The organism is Ercella succinigenes (assembly GCF_900002895.1).
Map to the genome: position 1 here is coordinate 1 of NZ_CDHP01000059.1, position 17375 is coordinate 17375.

15 protein-coding genes are annotated in these 17375 nt (G+C 39.6%); 12 read left to right on the forward strand and 3 right to left on the reverse strand.

The window, feature by feature from the left end; translation table 11 throughout:
- The 7 genes from AC0KSB_RS12350 to AC0KSB_RS12380 form a co-directional block, all read left to right on the forward strand.
- The coding region (locus AC0KSB_RS12350) for a transposase (RefSeq protein ID WP_472309713.1) at positions 1-363 on the forward strand (363 nt) is incomplete at its 5' end.
- A gap of 280 nt (positions 364-643) precedes the next feature.
- Complete coding sequence (locus AC0KSB_RS12355; protein ID WP_472309715.1) at positions 644-1258, forward strand: TetR/AcrR family transcriptional regulator; 615 nt, start codon at positions 644-646, stop codon at positions 1256-1258.
- Positions 1259-1269: 11 nt separating this feature from the next.
- Positions 1270-1443, forward strand: coding sequence for a hypothetical protein (locus AC0KSB_RS12360; RefSeq protein WP_472309717.1), 174 nt, complete (start codon positions 1270-1272; stop codon positions 1441-1443).
- Position 1444: 1 nt separating this feature from the next.
- Complete coding sequence (locus tag AC0KSB_RS12365; RefSeq protein ID WP_472309719.1) at positions 1445-2194, forward strand: alpha/beta fold hydrolase; 750 nt, start codon at positions 1445-1447, stop codon at positions 2192-2194.
- Between the two features lie 567 nt (positions 2195-2761).
- Positions 2762-3706, forward strand: coding sequence for an L-lactate dehydrogenase (locus AC0KSB_RS12370; protein ID WP_472309721.1), 945 nt, complete (start codon positions 2762-2764; stop codon positions 3704-3706).
- A gap of 419 nt (positions 3707-4125) precedes the next feature.
- On the forward strand, positions 4126-5760 hold the full coding sequence (ppcA, locus tag AC0KSB_RS12375; RefSeq protein ID WP_472309723.1) for a phosphoenolpyruvate carboxylase: 1635 nt from the start codon (positions 4126-4128) through the stop codon (positions 5758-5760).
- Positions 5761-5788: 28 nt separating this feature from the next.
- A complete protein-coding gene (locus AC0KSB_RS12380; protein WP_472309725.1) occupies positions 5789-7165 on the forward strand; it encodes a DUF3360 family protein in 1377 nt (458 codons plus the stop codon).
- Positions 7166-7369: 204 nt separating this feature from the next.
- Here AC0KSB_RS12380 and AC0KSB_RS12385 read toward each other — a convergent pair whose 3' ends face one another.
- Positions 7370-8092 carry a LytR/AlgR family response regulator transcription factor gene (locus tag AC0KSB_RS12385; RefSeq protein ID WP_472309727.1) on the reverse strand — a complete coding sequence of 241 codons (723 nt, stop codon included), beginning with the start codon at positions 8090-8092 and terminating at the stop codon, positions 7370-7372.
- A 293-nt stretch (positions 8093-8385) separates the two neighbouring features.
- On the opposite strand from AC0KSB_RS12385, the gene AC0KSB_RS12390 reads away from it, so the two are divergent.
- From AC0KSB_RS12390 to AC0KSB_RS12400, 3 genes are all read left to right on the forward strand, one after another.
- Positions 8386-8709 (forward strand): hypothetical protein, encoded by a 324-nt coding sequence (locus tag AC0KSB_RS12390; RefSeq protein WP_472309729.1) that lies wholly within the window; start codon positions 8386-8388, stop codon positions 8707-8709.
- A gap of 25 nt (positions 8710-8734) precedes the next feature.
- Positions 8735-12598 (forward strand): beta strand repeat-containing protein, encoded by a 3864-nt coding sequence (locus tag AC0KSB_RS12395; RefSeq protein WP_472309731.1) that lies wholly within the window; start codon positions 8735-8737, stop codon positions 12596-12598.
- Between the two features lie 270 nt (positions 12599-12868).
- The gene (locus AC0KSB_RS12400) at positions 12869-13321 is read left to right on the forward strand and encodes a hypothetical protein (protein ID WP_472309733.1); all 453 of its coding nucleotides are present in this window, start codon (positions 12869-12871) and stop codon (positions 13319-13321) included.
- 170 nt (positions 13322-13491) lie between these two features.
- Here AC0KSB_RS12400 and AC0KSB_RS12405 read toward each other — a convergent pair whose 3' ends face one another.
- Positions 13492-14724 (reverse strand): uracil-DNA glycosylase family protein, encoded by a 1233-nt coding sequence (locus AC0KSB_RS12405; protein WP_472309735.1) that lies wholly within the window; start codon positions 14722-14724, stop codon positions 13492-13494.
- Here AC0KSB_RS12405 and AC0KSB_RS12410 point away from each other — a divergent pair.
- A complete protein-coding gene (locus AC0KSB_RS12410; protein WP_472309957.1) occupies positions 14639-14854 on the forward strand; it encodes a hypothetical protein in 216 nt (71 codons plus the stop codon). The genes AC0KSB_RS12405 and AC0KSB_RS12410 overlap by 86 nt on opposite strands.
- Before the next feature lie 309 nt (positions 14855-15163).
- Here the strand turns inward: AC0KSB_RS12410 and AC0KSB_RS12415 are convergent, their stop codons facing one another.
- Positions 15164-15961 carry a helix-turn-helix transcriptional regulator gene (locus AC0KSB_RS12415; RefSeq protein ID WP_472309737.1) on the reverse strand — a complete coding sequence of 266 codons (798 nt, stop codon included), beginning with the start codon at positions 15959-15961 and terminating at the stop codon, positions 15164-15166.
- A 336-nt stretch (positions 15962-16297) separates the two neighbouring features.
- Here AC0KSB_RS12415 and AC0KSB_RS12420 point away from each other — a divergent pair, with 336 nt between their 5' ends.
- Positions 16298-17311: a LacI family DNA-binding transcriptional regulator gene (locus AC0KSB_RS12420; RefSeq protein ID WP_472309739.1), complete on the forward strand. Its 1014-nt coding sequence runs from the start codon at positions 16298-16300 to the stop codon at positions 17309-17311.
- Positions 17312-17375 lie beyond the last annotated feature (64 nt).

The following is a 17375-nucleotide window of genomic DNA, read 5'->3' on the forward strand; positions in this document are numbered from 1 at the left end:
GAGATGGCTACACAGGCCTTGAAAAATGCCACACTGAATGTGAAGGACACAACCGGCATTGTTATTCACAGCGACTTAGGCAGCCAGTACACAAGCCAGATATTTGAAGACTATGTGACAGACAAAAAAATGCTGCATTCGTTTAGTCGAAAAGGAAACCCCTACGACAATGCTTGTATAGAATCCTTCCATGCAGTCTTAAAAAAGGAAGAAGTCTACGCCACCGTTTATGCCGATTTTGAAGAGGCACAAAAAGCTCTCTTTGAATATATTGAATCCTGGTATAACCGCAAAAGAATCCACGAAGCTCTTAACTACATGACGCCGCAGGAGAAGGAGGAGGAATTTGCAAAAGCGGCCTGAAATCGTTCAACTTTTTCTGTCCAAACTATTGACATAGGTCCATCATACGCCAATGTATGAATGCGTTCTTCTTTATCATAGCTATACTGTAATTGCTTTGATTGTTCGGACAGTCTGAATTTTAGCTTATCACTGCAACCATGACATTGGGTTTAATTTAAACCTCCACACCCCTAAAAACCAAAACTCATTCCTATTTTTACCCCTTGTTTTTCTCAGTCATTTAATTAGACTGATAACTGAGTCAGTCATCTTTGTTTGACAATGAAAGGAAAGGCAAATGAACACACTATTTAAGAGACTAGCCATTGAAAAACAATTGCGCATCATTAACGCAGGCTTGGACATTTTTTCAAAGCATGCATTTAAGGATGCTTTGACAGAAGACGTTGCCAACAAGGCAGGCATTGCCAAGGGGTCTTTGTTTCAGTATTTTAAAAATAAGCGCATCTTTTATCTCTATTTATATGAATACGCCATAGAACAACTTAAGAAAAAAGTGGATGATCAATTTGATTTCGAAGAGAACGATTTTTTTAAGATCATTGAGAAAAGCATGATGCTAAAGTTAAAGTTGCTTCGAGAATACCCTTATTTGTACAATTTTGTCATTCAAGCAAACGATGAAGAAGATGAATGGCTTGCCAATGCAATCATTGAAAAAAACAAAAAATCAGAAGCAGATATGATGGCACGATTGCTTAAAAACATGGATAGGTACAAATTTAAGGAAGGAACAGATATCATCAACTTGATCAAGCGCATCAATTGGTGCGGAGATGGGTTACGTCAGGAGGGTTTGGCACTTGCAAAATCTTATGAAGAGATGGTGGCAGAAGGACTCGATTTGATTGAATTTTTTAAGAAAGCGGTTTATTTAGAAGAATATCTTTAGAAGAAGAGATAATGACTTATGTGAGAGTGCATTTAGAAGGAAAACTGCTCTTAGCAATCGGTGCATCTTTAGGTGGTATCATTGTCATAGAGCTCTTAGTAAAAAATACTTCGAAAATCGATTTTGCTATGAAGTCTGGTGATTTGTATGTTCAGGAAGTCCTGGAACTGATAGGGAGTGCTTAGGATGTTTTACAACGAATATGGGGATAGGAAGAACGAAACTATTGTCTTATTACACTGTGCTGGTGTCTTGGACATGTTTGAATTTATGTATGATTTAAGTCAAAAATATCATTTGGTTGTACCACACATATTGGGCACGGGCAATGAAGTGGAACGGCTCTACAATTTAAATGCGTCGGTGGATGGGATTATTGAAATCATTGAAAGTTTGGGAAAGGACAATGTGTATGTTGTTGGCCATTCTCTAGGTGGTATATTGGCCTTCAGTTTGCTTGCTCAAAGAGAAGATTTGATTAAGAAAGCCATTATCAGTAGTCCAATGTTAAGTGTGTCAAAAATTACTTTACCATTAATGACGACTTATATTCGTGTCATGTACCCACTGCTAAGATCAAAAACAATGGGCAGGATATTTGTTAATTTTTTAAATTTGAGCGAAGAAAAAGAACGTATTTTTTTAGACTATTGGTCAAAAGTTACACTTAAAACTTGGGTGGCTTATTTTTCAGATGGTTTGGATATTGAAGATTTTGCCCATTTTGGCATGGTTAAAACACCAATATTACTTATGAGTGGTGAAAAAGAGTTGAAAGTAATAAAAAAATCAATCAAATCTATTAGTGACTTAAAATCAGATTGTAGGGTTTTAGAAATTGAAAAAATGGGTCACGATCATCCTGTTAAAGCAAGGGAAGGCTTTAGGAAAACTCTTCTTGATTTTTTTAAATTAGAAGGCTCAGGTTTACTATAGTTTGAGTTTAAGAAATCAATGTTTTTAGATGTCTTATATTATTGCAGAAGTGCAAAAAAAGAGGAAAAGCCAGTGCTCCGGCCAAAGTACAGCACTTTTATATGATCGCACTTTCACGACAAGTTGTGATAAACTTTTTTTGTTTGTTAATTAATGCATCTCTTCGTTCCTATGTAAATTCGTTATTTATCTGATGTTTACTCAAAATTTTCCAATTTATGTAAACGTTTAAGTATGTATGTAGGAATTATAGCGGTATCTGTATCGGTGGAAAATGAAAACATGGTTGCTTTCCGGGATTAGCTTGCGCGCAAGCTAAAAGAAAGGTTGTTTGAAAGCATAATTTTCTAGCAATATATACACATTGCACAAATCGAATTGTCAGAAGAGCATATCAATATTTCATTATCGATAACTATATATCGATAACAGAATATCGATATGCTTCATTTATATAACCATTAAACAGTATTCTGATTTATAGTATTTAGTGAAACAGTTAAGGAAAATAGAATTCTGCAAACGTTTGCGTAAATTTGAGTGGAAGTGAAAAGTGAGGAACATTATATGAGTAAGAAAGTAACAATTATTGGTACAGGTAATGTTGGTTCAACAATAGCATATACAATGGCAGTAAATGGAATTGCATCTGAAATTGTCATTATTGATGTTAATAAAGAGAAAGCACTAGGCGAGGCTTTGGATATACGTCAGGGCATTCCTTTTTGCCCACCTGCTACAATCTATGCCGGTAGCTTCAGTGATGCTGCTGAATCAGATATAGTTGTACTTACATCTGGTTTGCCAAGAAAGCCTGGTCAGTCCCGCTTAGACCTTGCACAAACAAATGTTGATATTACAAAAAGCATTATTCCTGAAATTACCAGGTATGCACCTGATGCCGTATATGTAGTTGTCAGCAATCCTGTTGATATTCTAACCTATGTATTCCATAAAGTTTCAGGATTACCCGAAGGACAGATTATAGGATCCGGAACAATTCTTGATACTGCAAGGTTAAGGGCAAGATTGTCTGAGTACTACAAAATAAGTCAGAAAAATGTACATGCTTATGTTTTTGGTGAGCATGGAGATACATCTTTTGTGCCTTGGTCACTGGCAAACATATCAAGTATTGATATTGATAAATACCATGAATGCCTTGAATCTGACAGAATGATTCCAAAGCTTAATTATGAAGAAGTTGAAGAATACATGCGTAAATCAGGTGCCAAAATTATAGACCGCAAAGGTGCAACTTATTATGCTGTTTCAGTTTCTGTCTGCCATATATGTAAATGTCTTTTCAACAGCATTGAGACATCACTTACAGTATCCACAATGATGAAAGGTGAATATGGCATTGAAGATGTTTGCTTAAGTACATTGTCCACTATCGGTAAGGGCGGTGTTTCTGGTAGAATTCTTACACCTCTTACAGAACAAGAGCAAGTTAAGTTGCATAAAAGTGCAGATGCCTTAAAAGGTGTGATAAATAGTCTTAATATTTAATTTCAATATAGAAGAGCTTAGGTACTGGATAGCAAGTGCCTAAGCAGAAATAAGGCGAGGATTCAATAATTGAACACACTAGAAAGATAGACTCATGGATTGTCTAGGCCGGTATTGAGTTGACCGGAAGAGCATAGTCAATGAGTCAATATACAGAAGCTAAATATACATTTGATAAATACGATACACAAAAACACAATTAAAACCTGATTGATGTTGGGTGACTAAGCCGGATAGTCATGCACTAGCCGCACAGTGAACCAGTATTCAAATTCCTCATGGGATCTGAGTATTGGTTTTTTTGAACAAAAATATATCAGTCTAAATATCATGAGTTGATCTTCAAATCTGACCCATGATGCATAAAAAACCAATTAAGTTTTACAAAAGATGTCAAATATGCAAGGAGGTTGAATGTAATGAATAAATATCCAAGTTCTATGGCAACGCAGCATCCAGATAATGCCGATAAATATATAGCAATTCAAAATGAGCCTGAAGAGACGATTCACGCTCTGACATCACAAGAAGATGGTGGTCTTGGAATAGAAGAAATAATGATAGACTTTGAAGGAAAACTGACACCTTATCATCAGCCGATGCAGGTGGCTGTCGGCCTGATAAAAAATGGTCTGGTTCCTGGAAAAGACGTTTTCATCACACCAAGAATACCCAACGCAAAAAAAGAACCGATATTCAGGCAGCTGATGAGTATCATGGCGCTGGTCGAGACAAATGCGCTGGCTTATAAGCAGACACAAGTTCAAGCGATTCGCGAGTCAGTTGTGCCCATGATTGAATCCGGACATGAACTTTCACAACTTTATGACCGTATCAGCTCTGTTATTGAACTGGGAAACAAAAACTATGATGTAAAGTTTTCACCGGACAGCATCAGCATTATACCTCTGCTGGAAAGTGTACCAACACTTGTAAATGCAGATAAAATTCTGGACGAGTATTTCAAAAACACTTCAAGTAAAGGGCTGAAAACAAAAAACATACGTATCATGTTTGCCCGTTCTGACTCTGCCATGTCCTATAGCATGCTTGCATCAGTATTATCGGTTTTAATTGCAATTAACAAGACCTGTGCTTGGGGAAATCGGAATAATATTGAAATCGCACCCATTTTAGGTTGTGGTGCCCTGCCCTTCAGAGGACATATGACAGAAGAAAACCTTGATACATTGATCAATAATTACGCAGGGATTAGAACTTATACAATCCAGTCAGGCATTAGATATGATCATGGCGAGAGCGAAACTACACGTGTTGTTCAAAATCTCAAAACAAAAATTGCCGGGCTCAGCCCCAAATTTTTAACACCTGATGATATTGAACTGATGAAACATTTCATTGGTATTTCTGTAAAACACTATGTTCGTACGTTCATCAAATTAATCGATAAAGTCAACAAGGTTGCGCAGTACATGCCAAAAAATCGTGACCGCCTTTCCAGTACAAAGACTGGTCTGGAATATATCAGAGAAATCGCTTGTATGCAGGAGATTGCAGATTTGGTCAGCGATGCGAAACTCAAGGAAGAATTACTGGCGATCAATACCGACATTGAAAGTGCTGTGCCGCGTGCCATCTCATTTACTGCGTCTCTCTATACATTGGGACTGCCGCCGGAGTTTATTGGTATTGGACGAGCACTAAATGAAATTAAAGAAAAGTATGGTGGTGAAGGGATCAGCAAGCTTTTAAGCTTTTACCCCCAGCTCACAAGTGATCTTACTTTTGCGTCAAAGTTTGTTAATACAAGAATATCAAGAGGAATTATCGACGAAAGTGCTCGGAGTGAATACCAGGAGGACTGTAATATGGTCTGTGAGATTCTAAATATCTGTCAGCTAGATTACGAGGATAATGGCAGCAATGAAAGTAGCGAAGTTGAGTTCTATCACACCCTGCTCAGATCCGTCAGACCCATTTTGCTGCACCTTCTTGGAAAACAGATCGACCTTTTCAGCGACAGTAGAGAAGAGCAAAAAATACTTAATGAGTGGATTATCAAAATGGGCAAGATCAGAGGTAGCCTAGGCTGACAAGCATAATAGATGAGGAGGGACAGTATTGGCTGATGTTAAACAGCGTAAAAATGAACTGAATCAGGATCTGATCAAATATAATCCGAAGCTGTGGGCAATCAATCTGCCGTTTAGAGACTATACCATAAGGCGGGAAGATCTGATTCCAGCTTTGGCCGGCACTATCGGTAAAATATCACTTGTTGCTGCGTTTGCTATGGCCTGGGCAACGGGGTTAGGAATTACTGACCATACTTTCATCACAGAAAACGTCAGATTGGAAATAATAATAGCCAGTATATTCGCTCTGTTTTTTAGTGGATTTATCAATCCATCTGCCAGCCCGCCTGGAACACTGGCACCTTTAATACCGCTTGTGCCGGTCATGATCGCAGCAGGCGTTCACCCAGTACCTTTTGCCATTATGATCAGCCTGGCCGGCTTCACATTTGCCAGAAACGGGTATTTTCAGGATATAGTGAATATTAACGGAGCCGGTACCAAGGCAGGCATCCTGCTTCTTTTTGGTGTCATGGGGGTAACCAGCTCACTGCAAAATCTTCGGACATGGGCAGCAGGCAGCGGAAAAGACAGCTTGTTTTTTGCTGTGATTTTTTTAGGGGTGATTCTCTACCTTTTGCTGACAAGATTGAACGCAAAATGGCTGATCATTCCCGCTAGCGCATTACTTTCTCTGATTATCGCATCGCTTTACGGACTATTCCCCTCATTTGAGACAAGTCCTGGACTGCCGATTATTAATCCCGTTTACTGGTGGAATGATAGATGGGGAATCGGTTTTGGTCTTAGCCTTCCAAATTTCATAGCTGCAGCACCCTTCGCGCTGCTGGTAATGACTATGTGGCCGCTTGACGCACTTGCGATCAAAACATTGCAGGAGATGCATTATCCACCCAAAACGGAACGTGCGATGCTTAACATGAATGCCACATTCATCGTCGTGACAATAAGAAACCTAGTAGGTGTTCTGTTGGGCGGTGCTCAGACTGCGGCTGTATGGCGCAGTTTTATGATCCCTTTGGCAACTGTAAAAAGACCCATAGGTGGTAGTGCGTTTTTACTTGGTTTCATAGGAATAGGATTCGCGCTGCTGGGATTCCCCATTGATATATCAGTATTTCCAGCGCTTGTCTGGCTTGTGCTTTTGCTTGGTGTTTTCCTGCCCATGCTGGAAATTGGTCTTAGCGCCATTCAGGACAAAACAACTGCTTCCGTTGCACTGATATGCTTTGTCCTGGGTATTGCGATCAGTCCTGTCGTCGGCTGGAGCTTTGCAGTTCTAATCGAAAATTTCAATTTGATCACGAAAAGCGGCAATGGCCGCATATTAACCTCCCGGGATAAGATATTGACAATCGTTGTATTTCTTGTTTCAATCATGGCCTACTGGATTGCTCTGTAACTGTATTGCATAGCATTTAGAAATTTTATCAATTATGTAATAAAACAAAGAAGCCCACCGAACAGCAGTAACGGCTGTTTGGAATGTAAGCTGTCTTCGTAAAATACCTCCGGAGAAGGAAAATCAGCAGATAGAACCTTCTGTTTTTTTCAAACATCAAAAGGACATAAATAAGTGTTTGCAGCACTAAAGGGATTATAGTCATCACGTAAAACCATTTTCCTCAAATAGCTGGTCCATATATGCCTTGCGCACCTTTGCATAAAGTCGCCGTGAAACCGGTACCACGTTACCTGTATAAGTCACGATATCTGTAGAGCGAAGTTCCTGTATTTGCCATAGGTTGACGATAAAAGCCCTGTGTACGCGAATAAATTCCGATCTTTGTAAAAGGGCGTTTTCATATTCAGAAAGCGGTGCAGCCAGTTTTCGTACACTACCATCCGTCAAATGAAATAACAGTGTTCTGTTGGTGACTTCCACATAGGCAAGCCTGAAGAAAGGAATTTTAGCCATGCCATTTTGAAATTTGACGAACAAGCCGTCATCTGGTTTTTGAGCAGTGCGAAACAGTCTATCCAGAATTGGAAAAAGATTATCTGCCGTGACAGGCTTCAGTAGGTAGGCAAATGCTTCTACTGAATAACTTTCCACCGCGAACTCCGGTGACGAGGTCAAAAAAGCGATCTTAATGTTTTCGTCAAACTCCCTGACTTCATGGGCAATCTCCATCCCGTTTGCCAGCGGCATCATGATATCCAAAATTAGAAAATCAAAACTGCATTTGCGTGCATCCTCCAGAATCGCAATACTATCCGAGTAAGTGATGTAAGTAAAACACGCTTTCGTCTTGTCTCGATAGTCATTCAGAAAATCCGAGAGCTTATTCAGATCATGAATATCATCATCACAAACAGCAATACGCATATTTGATCGCCCCCATTCATAAATGTAAAAACATAATTTCCTATTCTACCATAAATTGCTTGGGTGAATAACTCCTTCATGACCTTTTACGTCATAAAACACCACCGTTCATACATAAAAGCGTTTTGCTGAACAAATCCTACTATTATTATATTGTGGGGCATTAACTTGGGCGGAGAAATTGCTTTGGCAATAACGTAGCCGTAAATAGGTTATGTCCCTCTGGCATTGATGGAGGAACAGAAGCAATATGTTATTAATATTTATTTCCTAAATAGAAGGAGGGTATGTTCATGCCAGTCTGGATTGCCTGGGTAATTGCCGGGATAAGTACAGCGGGGTTGGTGGCTCTCTGGTTTGTAACAGCTCACAGGGAGTTGTTGCAGGCAAAACGAAGTGTGGAAAATTCTATCCGGCAAATCAGTATTCACAAGGATGGATATGCAGAGATATACGAAGGACCATACAAAGGAGCTGCGACTCATTCCCTGAATGTAAGCCGGACTATCTACTGCGAAGCGGTAAAAAACTATGAAGCAGTCCGATACAAGCCTGTAAACAGGCTTCCGGCTTTTCTGTTAGGCTATCGAGCCATCCAACATGTAGATGCAAAATGATATACAGAAATGGAGAGGAATAATTATGAAAAAACGATTACTAAGTGGATTACTTATCCTGTGCATGGCACTTACTATACTGCCGGTTTCGACAATGGCAGACTCGCCTAAAACTCAATGGGGCGTGGTTACAGCAGATGGTACGAAGCCTGATACGTGGGTAGGCAACGGTTCCCTAGAAGATGCTGTTACCTACGCAAATGGATTAGAGGAGGGTATAGCGTATATTGAGCTTCTATCTGATGTAGTAGCCGATACGGTAACCTTTATGCAAGGTGCTACTACTCTGGATCTAAACGGCAGAACGCTAAGCGGCACGTCGCTAAGCGGCGCCATTAGGATAAATAGCGGTACGCTGACCATTGCTGACAGTAGCGATGGCGGAAGCGGTACTGTCAGTCGTCAAACCATTGATAGCAATAGTGGCACAATTAATGTTAATGGCGGCAACCTTGTTGTTGATGGCGGTACTATCATAAATACCAGTACTAATAATAACCAGCATACAATTTTTATTTCCTCTGGCAACGTAACCGTTAACGGAGGCAAGGTAGAAAGAACGGATTCATCTATGATGAGTGGTCAGAGATATGCGATTTATAATGATGGTATCGGCACCGTGAGCGTTAACGGCGGTGAAATAAGTGGAAACAACACTACGATTTACAATAAAGGAACTGTGAGTGTGACTGATGGCGAGGTAATCAGCAACTATTTAACAGTAATTTTCAACGAGAATACGGGTACTGTGAACATAACTGGTGGTACGGTGCAAGCTGTGGATTCTAATGCTAATGCATACGCTATTCGTAACAGAGGTAGTGTGCTTATTGGCGGCGGTGAATTAAGCGGTTTCCATGCGATTTACTGCGAAAATAGCAGCACTGGCAACACAAGCATAAGCGGAGGCAAAGTAAGAGGTACCGGCCATAGTGGCTATGGTGTTTATGCCGTTGGTTATGGCAACATAAGCATAAGCGGAGGTGAGATAAGCGGCACAGATGGTGCAATTTACACCGAAAGATCAAGCAATATAAGCGTGACCGGCGGCATACTAAGCAGCAGACGCAGTGTGATTTTCACTACACAATTTAGTTCCGGCAGTGTTAGCGTGACCGGCGGCCGGGTTGAAAATATTGGTGATGATATTGCGATTTTCCATATGGGCAAAGGTAAACTCACTATCGGTGGTACTGCTCTTGTCACCGGTAGACCCGTATCCCTCTATAGCGAATTGAGTACGATTTATATAACAAACAATGCTTCGCTCGAAATCACCGGAGGCACAGTGGAGAACACCAATACAGGCACTGCGATATATGTGGATAGTGGAAGTGTGTCCGTTAAAAGTGATTCATCTATTACCATCAAGGGTGCTGGTAAGGCCATGTCCATGGCACCGGGATTGACCGATACCATTGTAAAAACAGCCGCTACGGATATAAACGGTACAGACGGTGTTGAAACATATAATCCTGATAATATCAACAACTACAAGTACCTGGAGTTTGTGCCTATAGTTGCGAAAATCGGTAGCACGAGCTACGCCACGGTGCAAGAGGCGATAGATGCGGTTGAGAATAATCAGACCATTACGCTTCAGAGGGACAGCACAGAGAAGATTTATATCGATGAAGAAATCAACCATTACTTCACTCTAGACCTAAACGGCAAAACTTTAAGCGGTGGCAGCAACAGCATGGACAGCAGCACCATAAGCTACAACGGCGGTGGCGTGTTGACCATTACTGATAACAGTAGCACAGGCGGCAAAATTACGAAAGAAGATACACTTTCAGACGATGGTGCTGTGGTTCAAAGCAGCGGTAAAGGTAAGATCATTGTAAAAGGCAAGGCCACCATATCCGCCGACAAAGTTGAATCCATCTATATTGCTGATGGTGCGGGTACGGCTGACGACGTTGTGCTTGAAATTGACGGGGGTACTGTTGGCAGCTCATCCCAATCCTATGCCATCAGAAACGAGAGCTTAGGCAAGGTGCTCATACTCGACGGCTTGATAACAGGCAGTACGGGAATATCGAGTACAGGTACAGGAGAAATAATCGTAGAAGGTGGTACAGTTAAAGGCAGTGAAGATCATGCCATCGTCAATAGTAATGGCATCTTGACCCTCAAAGGCGGCACGGTGGAGAACATGGCAAGCAGCCACGCTGAGGCAATCTCTTGCAATCAACTAAAGATTGACCACGTCGATACGATAGTCATTAAGAGTGGCAAGCAAGCCATGAGCCATGCCCCTGCTTTGCCGGAAAATTCGTCAAGCTATCAGTGGCGCTCATCAGGTGACGGAGTATTTGCCGTAGGACCGTATATTTGGAGTTCCAGCCATACTTATGTGGAGATCCGTGTTGCCTATGCTGTGACCTATCAGCCCGGCACAAATGGCACAGGCAGTCAGGTAATAGATAACAAGGCACAGGGTATCCCATTGACACTAAGAGGCGTTACCTTTACCCGTGAGGGATATACGCAAACCGGCTGGGCCACTACTGACGGCGGAGCAAAAGCCTTTGACCTTGATGGCAGCTATACCAGCAATGAAGACATCACCCTGTATCCTGTGTGGAATGTCAACACTTACTCTGTGACCTATCAGCCCGGCACAAATGGCACAGGCAGTCAGGCAACAGAAAGCAAGACACACGGTGTTTCGTTGACACTAAGAGGCGCTATATTTACCCGTGAGGGCTATACGCAAACCGGCTGGTCCACCACTGACGGCGGAGCAAAAGCCTTTGCCCTTGATGGCAGCTATACCGGCAATGAAGACATCACTCTGTACCCTGTGTGGAATGTCAACACTTACTCTGTGACCTATCAGCCCGGCACAAATGGCACAGGCAGTCAGGCAGCAGAAAGCAAGACACACGGTGTTCCGTTGACACTAAGAGGTGCTATATTTACCCGTGAGGGCTATACGCAAACCGGCTGGTCCACCACTGACGGCGGAGCAAAAGCCTTTGACCTTGATGGCAGCTATACCGGAAATGAAGGCATCACCTTGTACCCTGTGTGGATGCAGAACGCACCCAACACCTACACCGTGACCTACCAATCAGGCATTGGCTATACTGTTAGAATGCAAGATGGTGTTTCCTCTCCCGTGAACCACGGCGGCAGCTTTAGCTTTAGCATAGTCATTACTAACGGATATCATAAAGGTGATGACTTCGCGGTCAAGGCAAATGGTAAACTGCTTACGGCAAATGGCGGCGGTGTGTATACCATTTCCAACATCACGCAAATACAAACTGTAACAGTGGAAGGTGTGGTAGAAGATATTTCCGTACCTGCACCGTCACCAATGCCCACCCCCTCGCCTATCACCCTGCCTACTCCCTTGCCTACTGATACAGTGTATAATAATCTGAACAAATCTGATGCCACCATTTGGTTGACAGGAAGTGGCTTTATGGACGATGATTTGTTGATAACACAAGCCCTTAACAGCGGTAGCGTTTATAATGACATGCTCAAGCTGGCAGACGGGAATGATGTATTATGGGTATACGATATTTCTTTGAAAAACGGCACGAAATCCCTTGACAACGCTATGTACCTGACATGTGCCCTAGAGGAAAAATACGCCGGGCAGGCGTTTACGCTAGTACATAAAAAGGAGGATGGTACCTTAGAATTTTTCTATGCCACTGCAGGCGCGGACGGCAATGTTAAGTTTGGACCTCTTTATGGTCTTTCACCCTTTATGTTGGTGAAAGGAACCCTGCAGGATGGACTGAGCCATATCCCTAAGACTGGTGAGGTTAGCTTTCCATGGATCTGGTGCTTACTGGCCTGTGTCTGTGCAGCAAGAATTGTTGTGGTAAGCATTCTGGGTAAAAGAAAAAAAGCTCTTATACATTAAAGAGATAATGACAGAACGGGTGGAGGCGGTTCGCCGCCCCACCTGCTTCTATTTGAACTGAGGAAACAAAATGATGATGCACACCACTTTTTTTGAGATCGTTGAAAGCCTGCCAAAGGGTGTGCATTGTATTTTCTTGATTAACAGCAAATATTCCTGGATATTATCTTGCCCCAGCTATTCACGGATCATCGTATTTATCGTTTGAATTTGCTTTGGCTTATCATTCACTTATTCCAGAAGGAGTATATAGTTTCACATCGGCAACTTTTGAAAAAAATGAAAAAATATGAAACAGGGTTTGGTCTTTTTGTGTATAGGGATGTTCCGAGTAATGTATTTCCAGCAGGTGTAAATTACCATTCAGAGTCAGGGTATGGGTTTATGATCGCTTCCCCGGAAAAAGCTTTGTGCGACGAACTCTATATTATTTCTCCAGTACAAAACAGAAAAAATTGGCACAGCGATTATGTTTTCTATAGGACAAAAGGTACCAGAGTTAACCTGAAGCATCTAAAAGCAAGACTTATCCAATCTGGCTTTATAGCCACCGAAGAAATTGATATATCAGATGTTAAAAATATGCTAAACGAACGTTTCGGGAAAATCGATTATACACAAGCCAAACAAGATGTGGTTCCTTTCATTAAGAACACTGCTGCCTTAGATATTTGGAAAGAAGAATTTTTTTGTAGCATAACAGAAGATATTGCAGCCGAATAAATATTGTAATAATGATTATTTGAATTGAGTTAGGTTATTTAATAAGTACATTGTATAACTAATACGTTTAGGCGGTGTTGAGACACAACTTGTGTTGAGAGTATTAAGCTAATTTATGAATAGTAATAACATATTAAATTAAGAGGGTTGTTTTAACTGAAACTCATAGCTCAGTTAATATCTGCTTTAATTAGAAAATTTGTTAACTGCTGATAAAGAGCATCCATTTCATCCACTCCTTGGTCTTTTACATACACAATGTTAGGAATAACCATTATTCCAGAAAAGCAATTTGATAACAGTTCTGTATTGATATCGAAATTTAATTTGTAATTCTTTACTTTGAACTTATGGAAAACAGTCCTGTATGGAATAAACCCTGATGAATGAATAATTGCATTTCGAACCGTCCTAATAACTTTAAGTCGTGATTTGAGTTTTCGCCATTCGAGAAATAGCTGGTTGCGGCGGCCTTTTAAGCTATAAAAATGTGCATCTGCTTTTTCAATCAAATGATCACTCAATATGCTCATTTTCTCTAGTAATATTTCGTTTTTACCGGTAATATTACTTTCTGCAGGTTGAAGTGTATTGATTTCTGTCTGTCTTTCATTTGCCTTGCAGATAAAGCTAAGTAGTGAGCTTTCTATAGAACTCCAGTAATTTAGCAGTATATGATATCGTCTAATGATTGGTATTGTAACTTGCTCAATCCAAAGTCGCTCAACTTCATTTTCATATTGTGGTGAAGGGAGCGAATCTGAACTACCTCCTTGTGCAAGCCTTAATGCTTGAGCCGCACATAGCTGAAACTGGTAATGCACTTCAGCATTTGTTTTTGTGGTTTTCATAATAGTTGTGTCGAATGGTTCTATGTAAATATTTAAATTCAAAACTTTAGCTAGGGATTCCCTTATTTTTTCGATTTTATTTTGATCTTGTTCCTTGTAAAAATAATCCGTAAAGAAATAATTGGGAGGAAGCCTAAGTTTTCTCTCATTTACCATTTTATGTATAGCATTACATGTTGCTTTGCCCATAACGATAAGTAATTCAGGGTTTAATGCGTCAATTTCTTTCTGAAGGAATTTTTCTCCACATCTTGTGTGCGTAAATTTATCCATTGCATATTTGCCATCTTTTTTTCGCAACATATTTTTATCATAGCATTTGTGAAAACTTGTCCAATAAATACCATCTCTGTCGAATAATTTTTGAAAATCATCTTCAGTTAATCCTCTTTTCCCAAAAAGTGAATAAAGAAGATTCCGAACAAACCTCACTGATATCAACGGAAAATAGAAGGAGCTACATAATATGGAATTACATCTTCCATTAAAATATGCGCAATTTCTTTGGGGGTGGCCTAATAAATTTATTGAACGTATGGAGTTTGTTAACACTCGAGTTGTAGTTGTTGCAGGAGAAGGAAGGTTGTCTGAAGGATTTGATACGAAAGAAAGTCTTAGTCAAATTCCAAAAAACTACAACGGATATATTTGGACAAACAGGATTGATATAATCACCAATTAGTAGAAAAATAGCATCAAAAACAAATAAAGAGGTTGAGTTTATGTGGATGATTCTTTATCGCTATTGCCTTAATGTTTTCATTTGTTGTAGGCTTATTAATTACAGCAATCAGCGATCTTATTAATAGCGCGATTCTCCAGTGGATAGGAATAGTATTATTTTTTGCGTTGCCATATTTGCACTTATATATTCAAATACAGGAAACAGATTTATGAAGTAAGACGCATCATTTATAGAGTACGAATATTGGAAAGACCTAGCTCAATCGGAAATTAACCAGCCTTACTTGCCATAGGTTCTTAACTGGTTTTATGCGAAATTTTTGCGATAAGTTGTTGGCGATAAACCAAAATTTTTACGAAACAGTCTAGAAAAGTAGTTAAAATCATCTATGCCACAATGTTCAGATATTTCCATAATACTTTTGTCAGTATTTAGAAGCAGTTGGCTTGCTTTATCTAAGCGCGCGACTTGAATATATTGGCCTAATGTCATACCAAATTCATTTTTTATTGCACTGTATATACTGTTTTTACTTAAGAACAGCGCGCGTGCTAATATATCTGCATTAATCTCATTATTTATGTTAATCCTAATATATTCTACTATACGTCCGACGGTGTCCTCTCTTTTTGTTATCATGCCTTTTGCAATTATATGATCAGCAATTGTAAGTACCAGTTCTGACAAAGCAATCAGTTTTTTCGTTCCTTTAATAGCTTCAAAAACTTTGTCTTTATTTAATTTGGAAGTGATGTTTTTTGTATCGCGCATTGAAATATCAATCTGCAAGTCATCAACTTTTGCTATATAAATTACTGCAACTGGAACAAACATATCACTATCAAATAAAATAACTTCTATTGATACACTAAGATCGTACCTAAAATGAATTTGAACTTGAGCATTTTCTGTATTTGCAATCTCATATGTAAAGGTTATTGTTTCTGCATTTAGATAGCCCTTGAAGTCAGGATCGATAAATGCACCTCCATGACTGCTTCCGTCTAGATAGTATATCTGAATTTTAAGACCTGATAACACCTGAAGATTACTGATACACTTGACTATAGCTAACGTATCGATTTTTAAACTACCGCTTACCATGATCTTCCTCCTAAATGAACTTAAGTAGAATTGTGCTACATTTACACTTTTTTGTACTATTATGGTTAAGAATGCTCTGTTAAACTAAAGCCAACTCTTTATTAGCTTAACAAAATATTTGAAACGTTTCAAATAGGTTTAGATAATTATAGCATGATGTGCTAAGCAAAATAAAGAGATGAACTTTGAAAAGTAAATTTTTTTGCTATATTTTTGAAACGTTTAAGTGATTCTGCTTGTTATGTTTTACGCTCTGCGCTATTATTTATTAAAGAGTAAATTGATAGATCAGTTGCATACTTAGAATATTAGATTAACAATAACAGGAGAATAAATATGAAAGTTACTATAAAAGATGTAGCAAGAGCAGCGCAGGTTTCTGTAGCAACAGCTTCAATGGCGCTTAACAACCGTCCTGGAATTAAGAAGGAAACACGGGACAAGGTTGTTAATGTTGCAAAGGAGCTAAATTATTACCCTGATTATTCTGCTAGAAGCCTTGTTACACGAGATAGTAACAGCTTGGGATTGATTATTCCAGAAATACAAAATCCTTTCTACAGTGCAATTGTTGATTACATGACTCAGCTTGCAGAGGAGCGTGGTTACCAGATGCTACTGGCAATATCGAACAACAGTAGTCATCAGGAGAAGGCTTATATTGAAATGTTTCTGTCAAAGAGAGTTAAAGGAATAATAATTGTCCCTATGATTGCGAATGATCCTGATATCCGGCATATAGATATGATTAGAAATGCTGGGGTACCACTTGTTTTCTGTACAGAAAACTATGGCGAATGTAAAGAAGCGACAGTAATGTGTGATTTTGTTAAAGGTCAATATGATATTACAAAATATTTAATTGCAAAAGGATTAAAAGTGTTTAGTTTCGTAAGTACTAACATGAATGTTAAGTTTGCGAAGTTAAGATACCAAGGGTTTGTAGCAGCAATCAAAGAGGCCGGGTTGACTGTTGATCAGGATAGAGTATTCTTGCTTGATCATCCAAGATATCCAGAAGCATATCAAATAACGGATAAGATTATTCAAAACTTGCCGGAGGCTATTGTATGCATTAATGATATTATGACTATTGCAATACTAAAGCGACTTTATGAGAAAGGGATAAAAATCCCAGGTGATGTCTCTTTGGCAGGATTTGATGACATGATGTTTTCTGAGTTAGTTCAGAAGCCTTTAACTACTGTAAGGCATCCTCTCGATAAAATATGTAAGATGTCAATGGATTTACTTGAAGAACAAATGAAGAATGGCGGCTTAAATGAAGATAAACAAGGCAAAGTATACTTGGTCGAGCCACAACTGGTAATTAGGGAAACGACGATTTAATACCATTAATTTTATTAGTTCTGAAACTACTAATTTGTGAGGGTTGCTACTGATTAATTGAAAT

What these genes read in the sequence shown, in the direction of transcription:
- AC0KSB_RS12355 (WP_472309715.1), top strand. Translation starts at nt 644, where the DNA reads ATGAACACACTATTTAAGAGACTAGCCATTGAAAAACAATTGCGCATC.
- AC0KSB_RS12360 (WP_472309717.1), top strand. Translation starts at nt 1,270, where the DNA reads ATGACTTATGTGAGAGTGCATTTAGAAGGAAAACTGCTCTTAGCAATC.
- AC0KSB_RS12365 (WP_472309719.1), top strand. Translation starts at nt 1,445, where the DNA reads ATGTTTTACAACGAATATGGGGATAGGAAGAACGAAACTATTGTCTTA.
- AC0KSB_RS12370 (WP_472309721.1), top strand. Translation starts at nt 2,762, where the DNA reads ATGAGTAAGAAAGTAACAATTATTGGTACAGGTAATGTTGGTTCAACA.
- ppcA (WP_472309723.1), top strand. Translation starts at nt 4,126, where the DNA reads ATGAATAAATATCCAAGTTCTATGGCAACGCAGCATCCAGATAATGCC.
- AC0KSB_RS12385 (WP_472309727.1), bottom strand. Translation starts at nt 8,092, where the DNA reads ATGCGTATTGCTGTTTGTGATGATGATATTCATGATCTGAATAAGCTC.
- AC0KSB_RS12390 (WP_472309729.1), top strand. Translation starts at nt 8,386, where the DNA reads ATGCCAGTCTGGATTGCCTGGGTAATTGCCGGGATAAGTACAGCGGGG.
- AC0KSB_RS12395 (WP_472309731.1), top strand. Translation starts at nt 8,735, where the DNA reads ATGAAAAAACGATTACTAAGTGGATTACTTATCCTGTGCATGGCACTT.
- AC0KSB_RS12410 (WP_472309957.1), top strand. Translation starts at nt 14,639, where the DNA reads ATGGAATTACATCTTCCATTAAAATATGCGCAATTTCTTTGGGGGTGG.
- AC0KSB_RS12415 (WP_472309737.1), bottom strand. Translation starts at nt 15,961, where the DNA reads ATGGTAAGCGGTAGTTTAAAAATCGATACGTTAGCTATAGTCAAGTGT.
- AC0KSB_RS12420 (WP_472309739.1), top strand. Translation starts at nt 16,298, where the DNA reads ATGAAAGTTACTATAAAAGATGTAGCAAGAGCAGCGCAGGTTTCTGTA.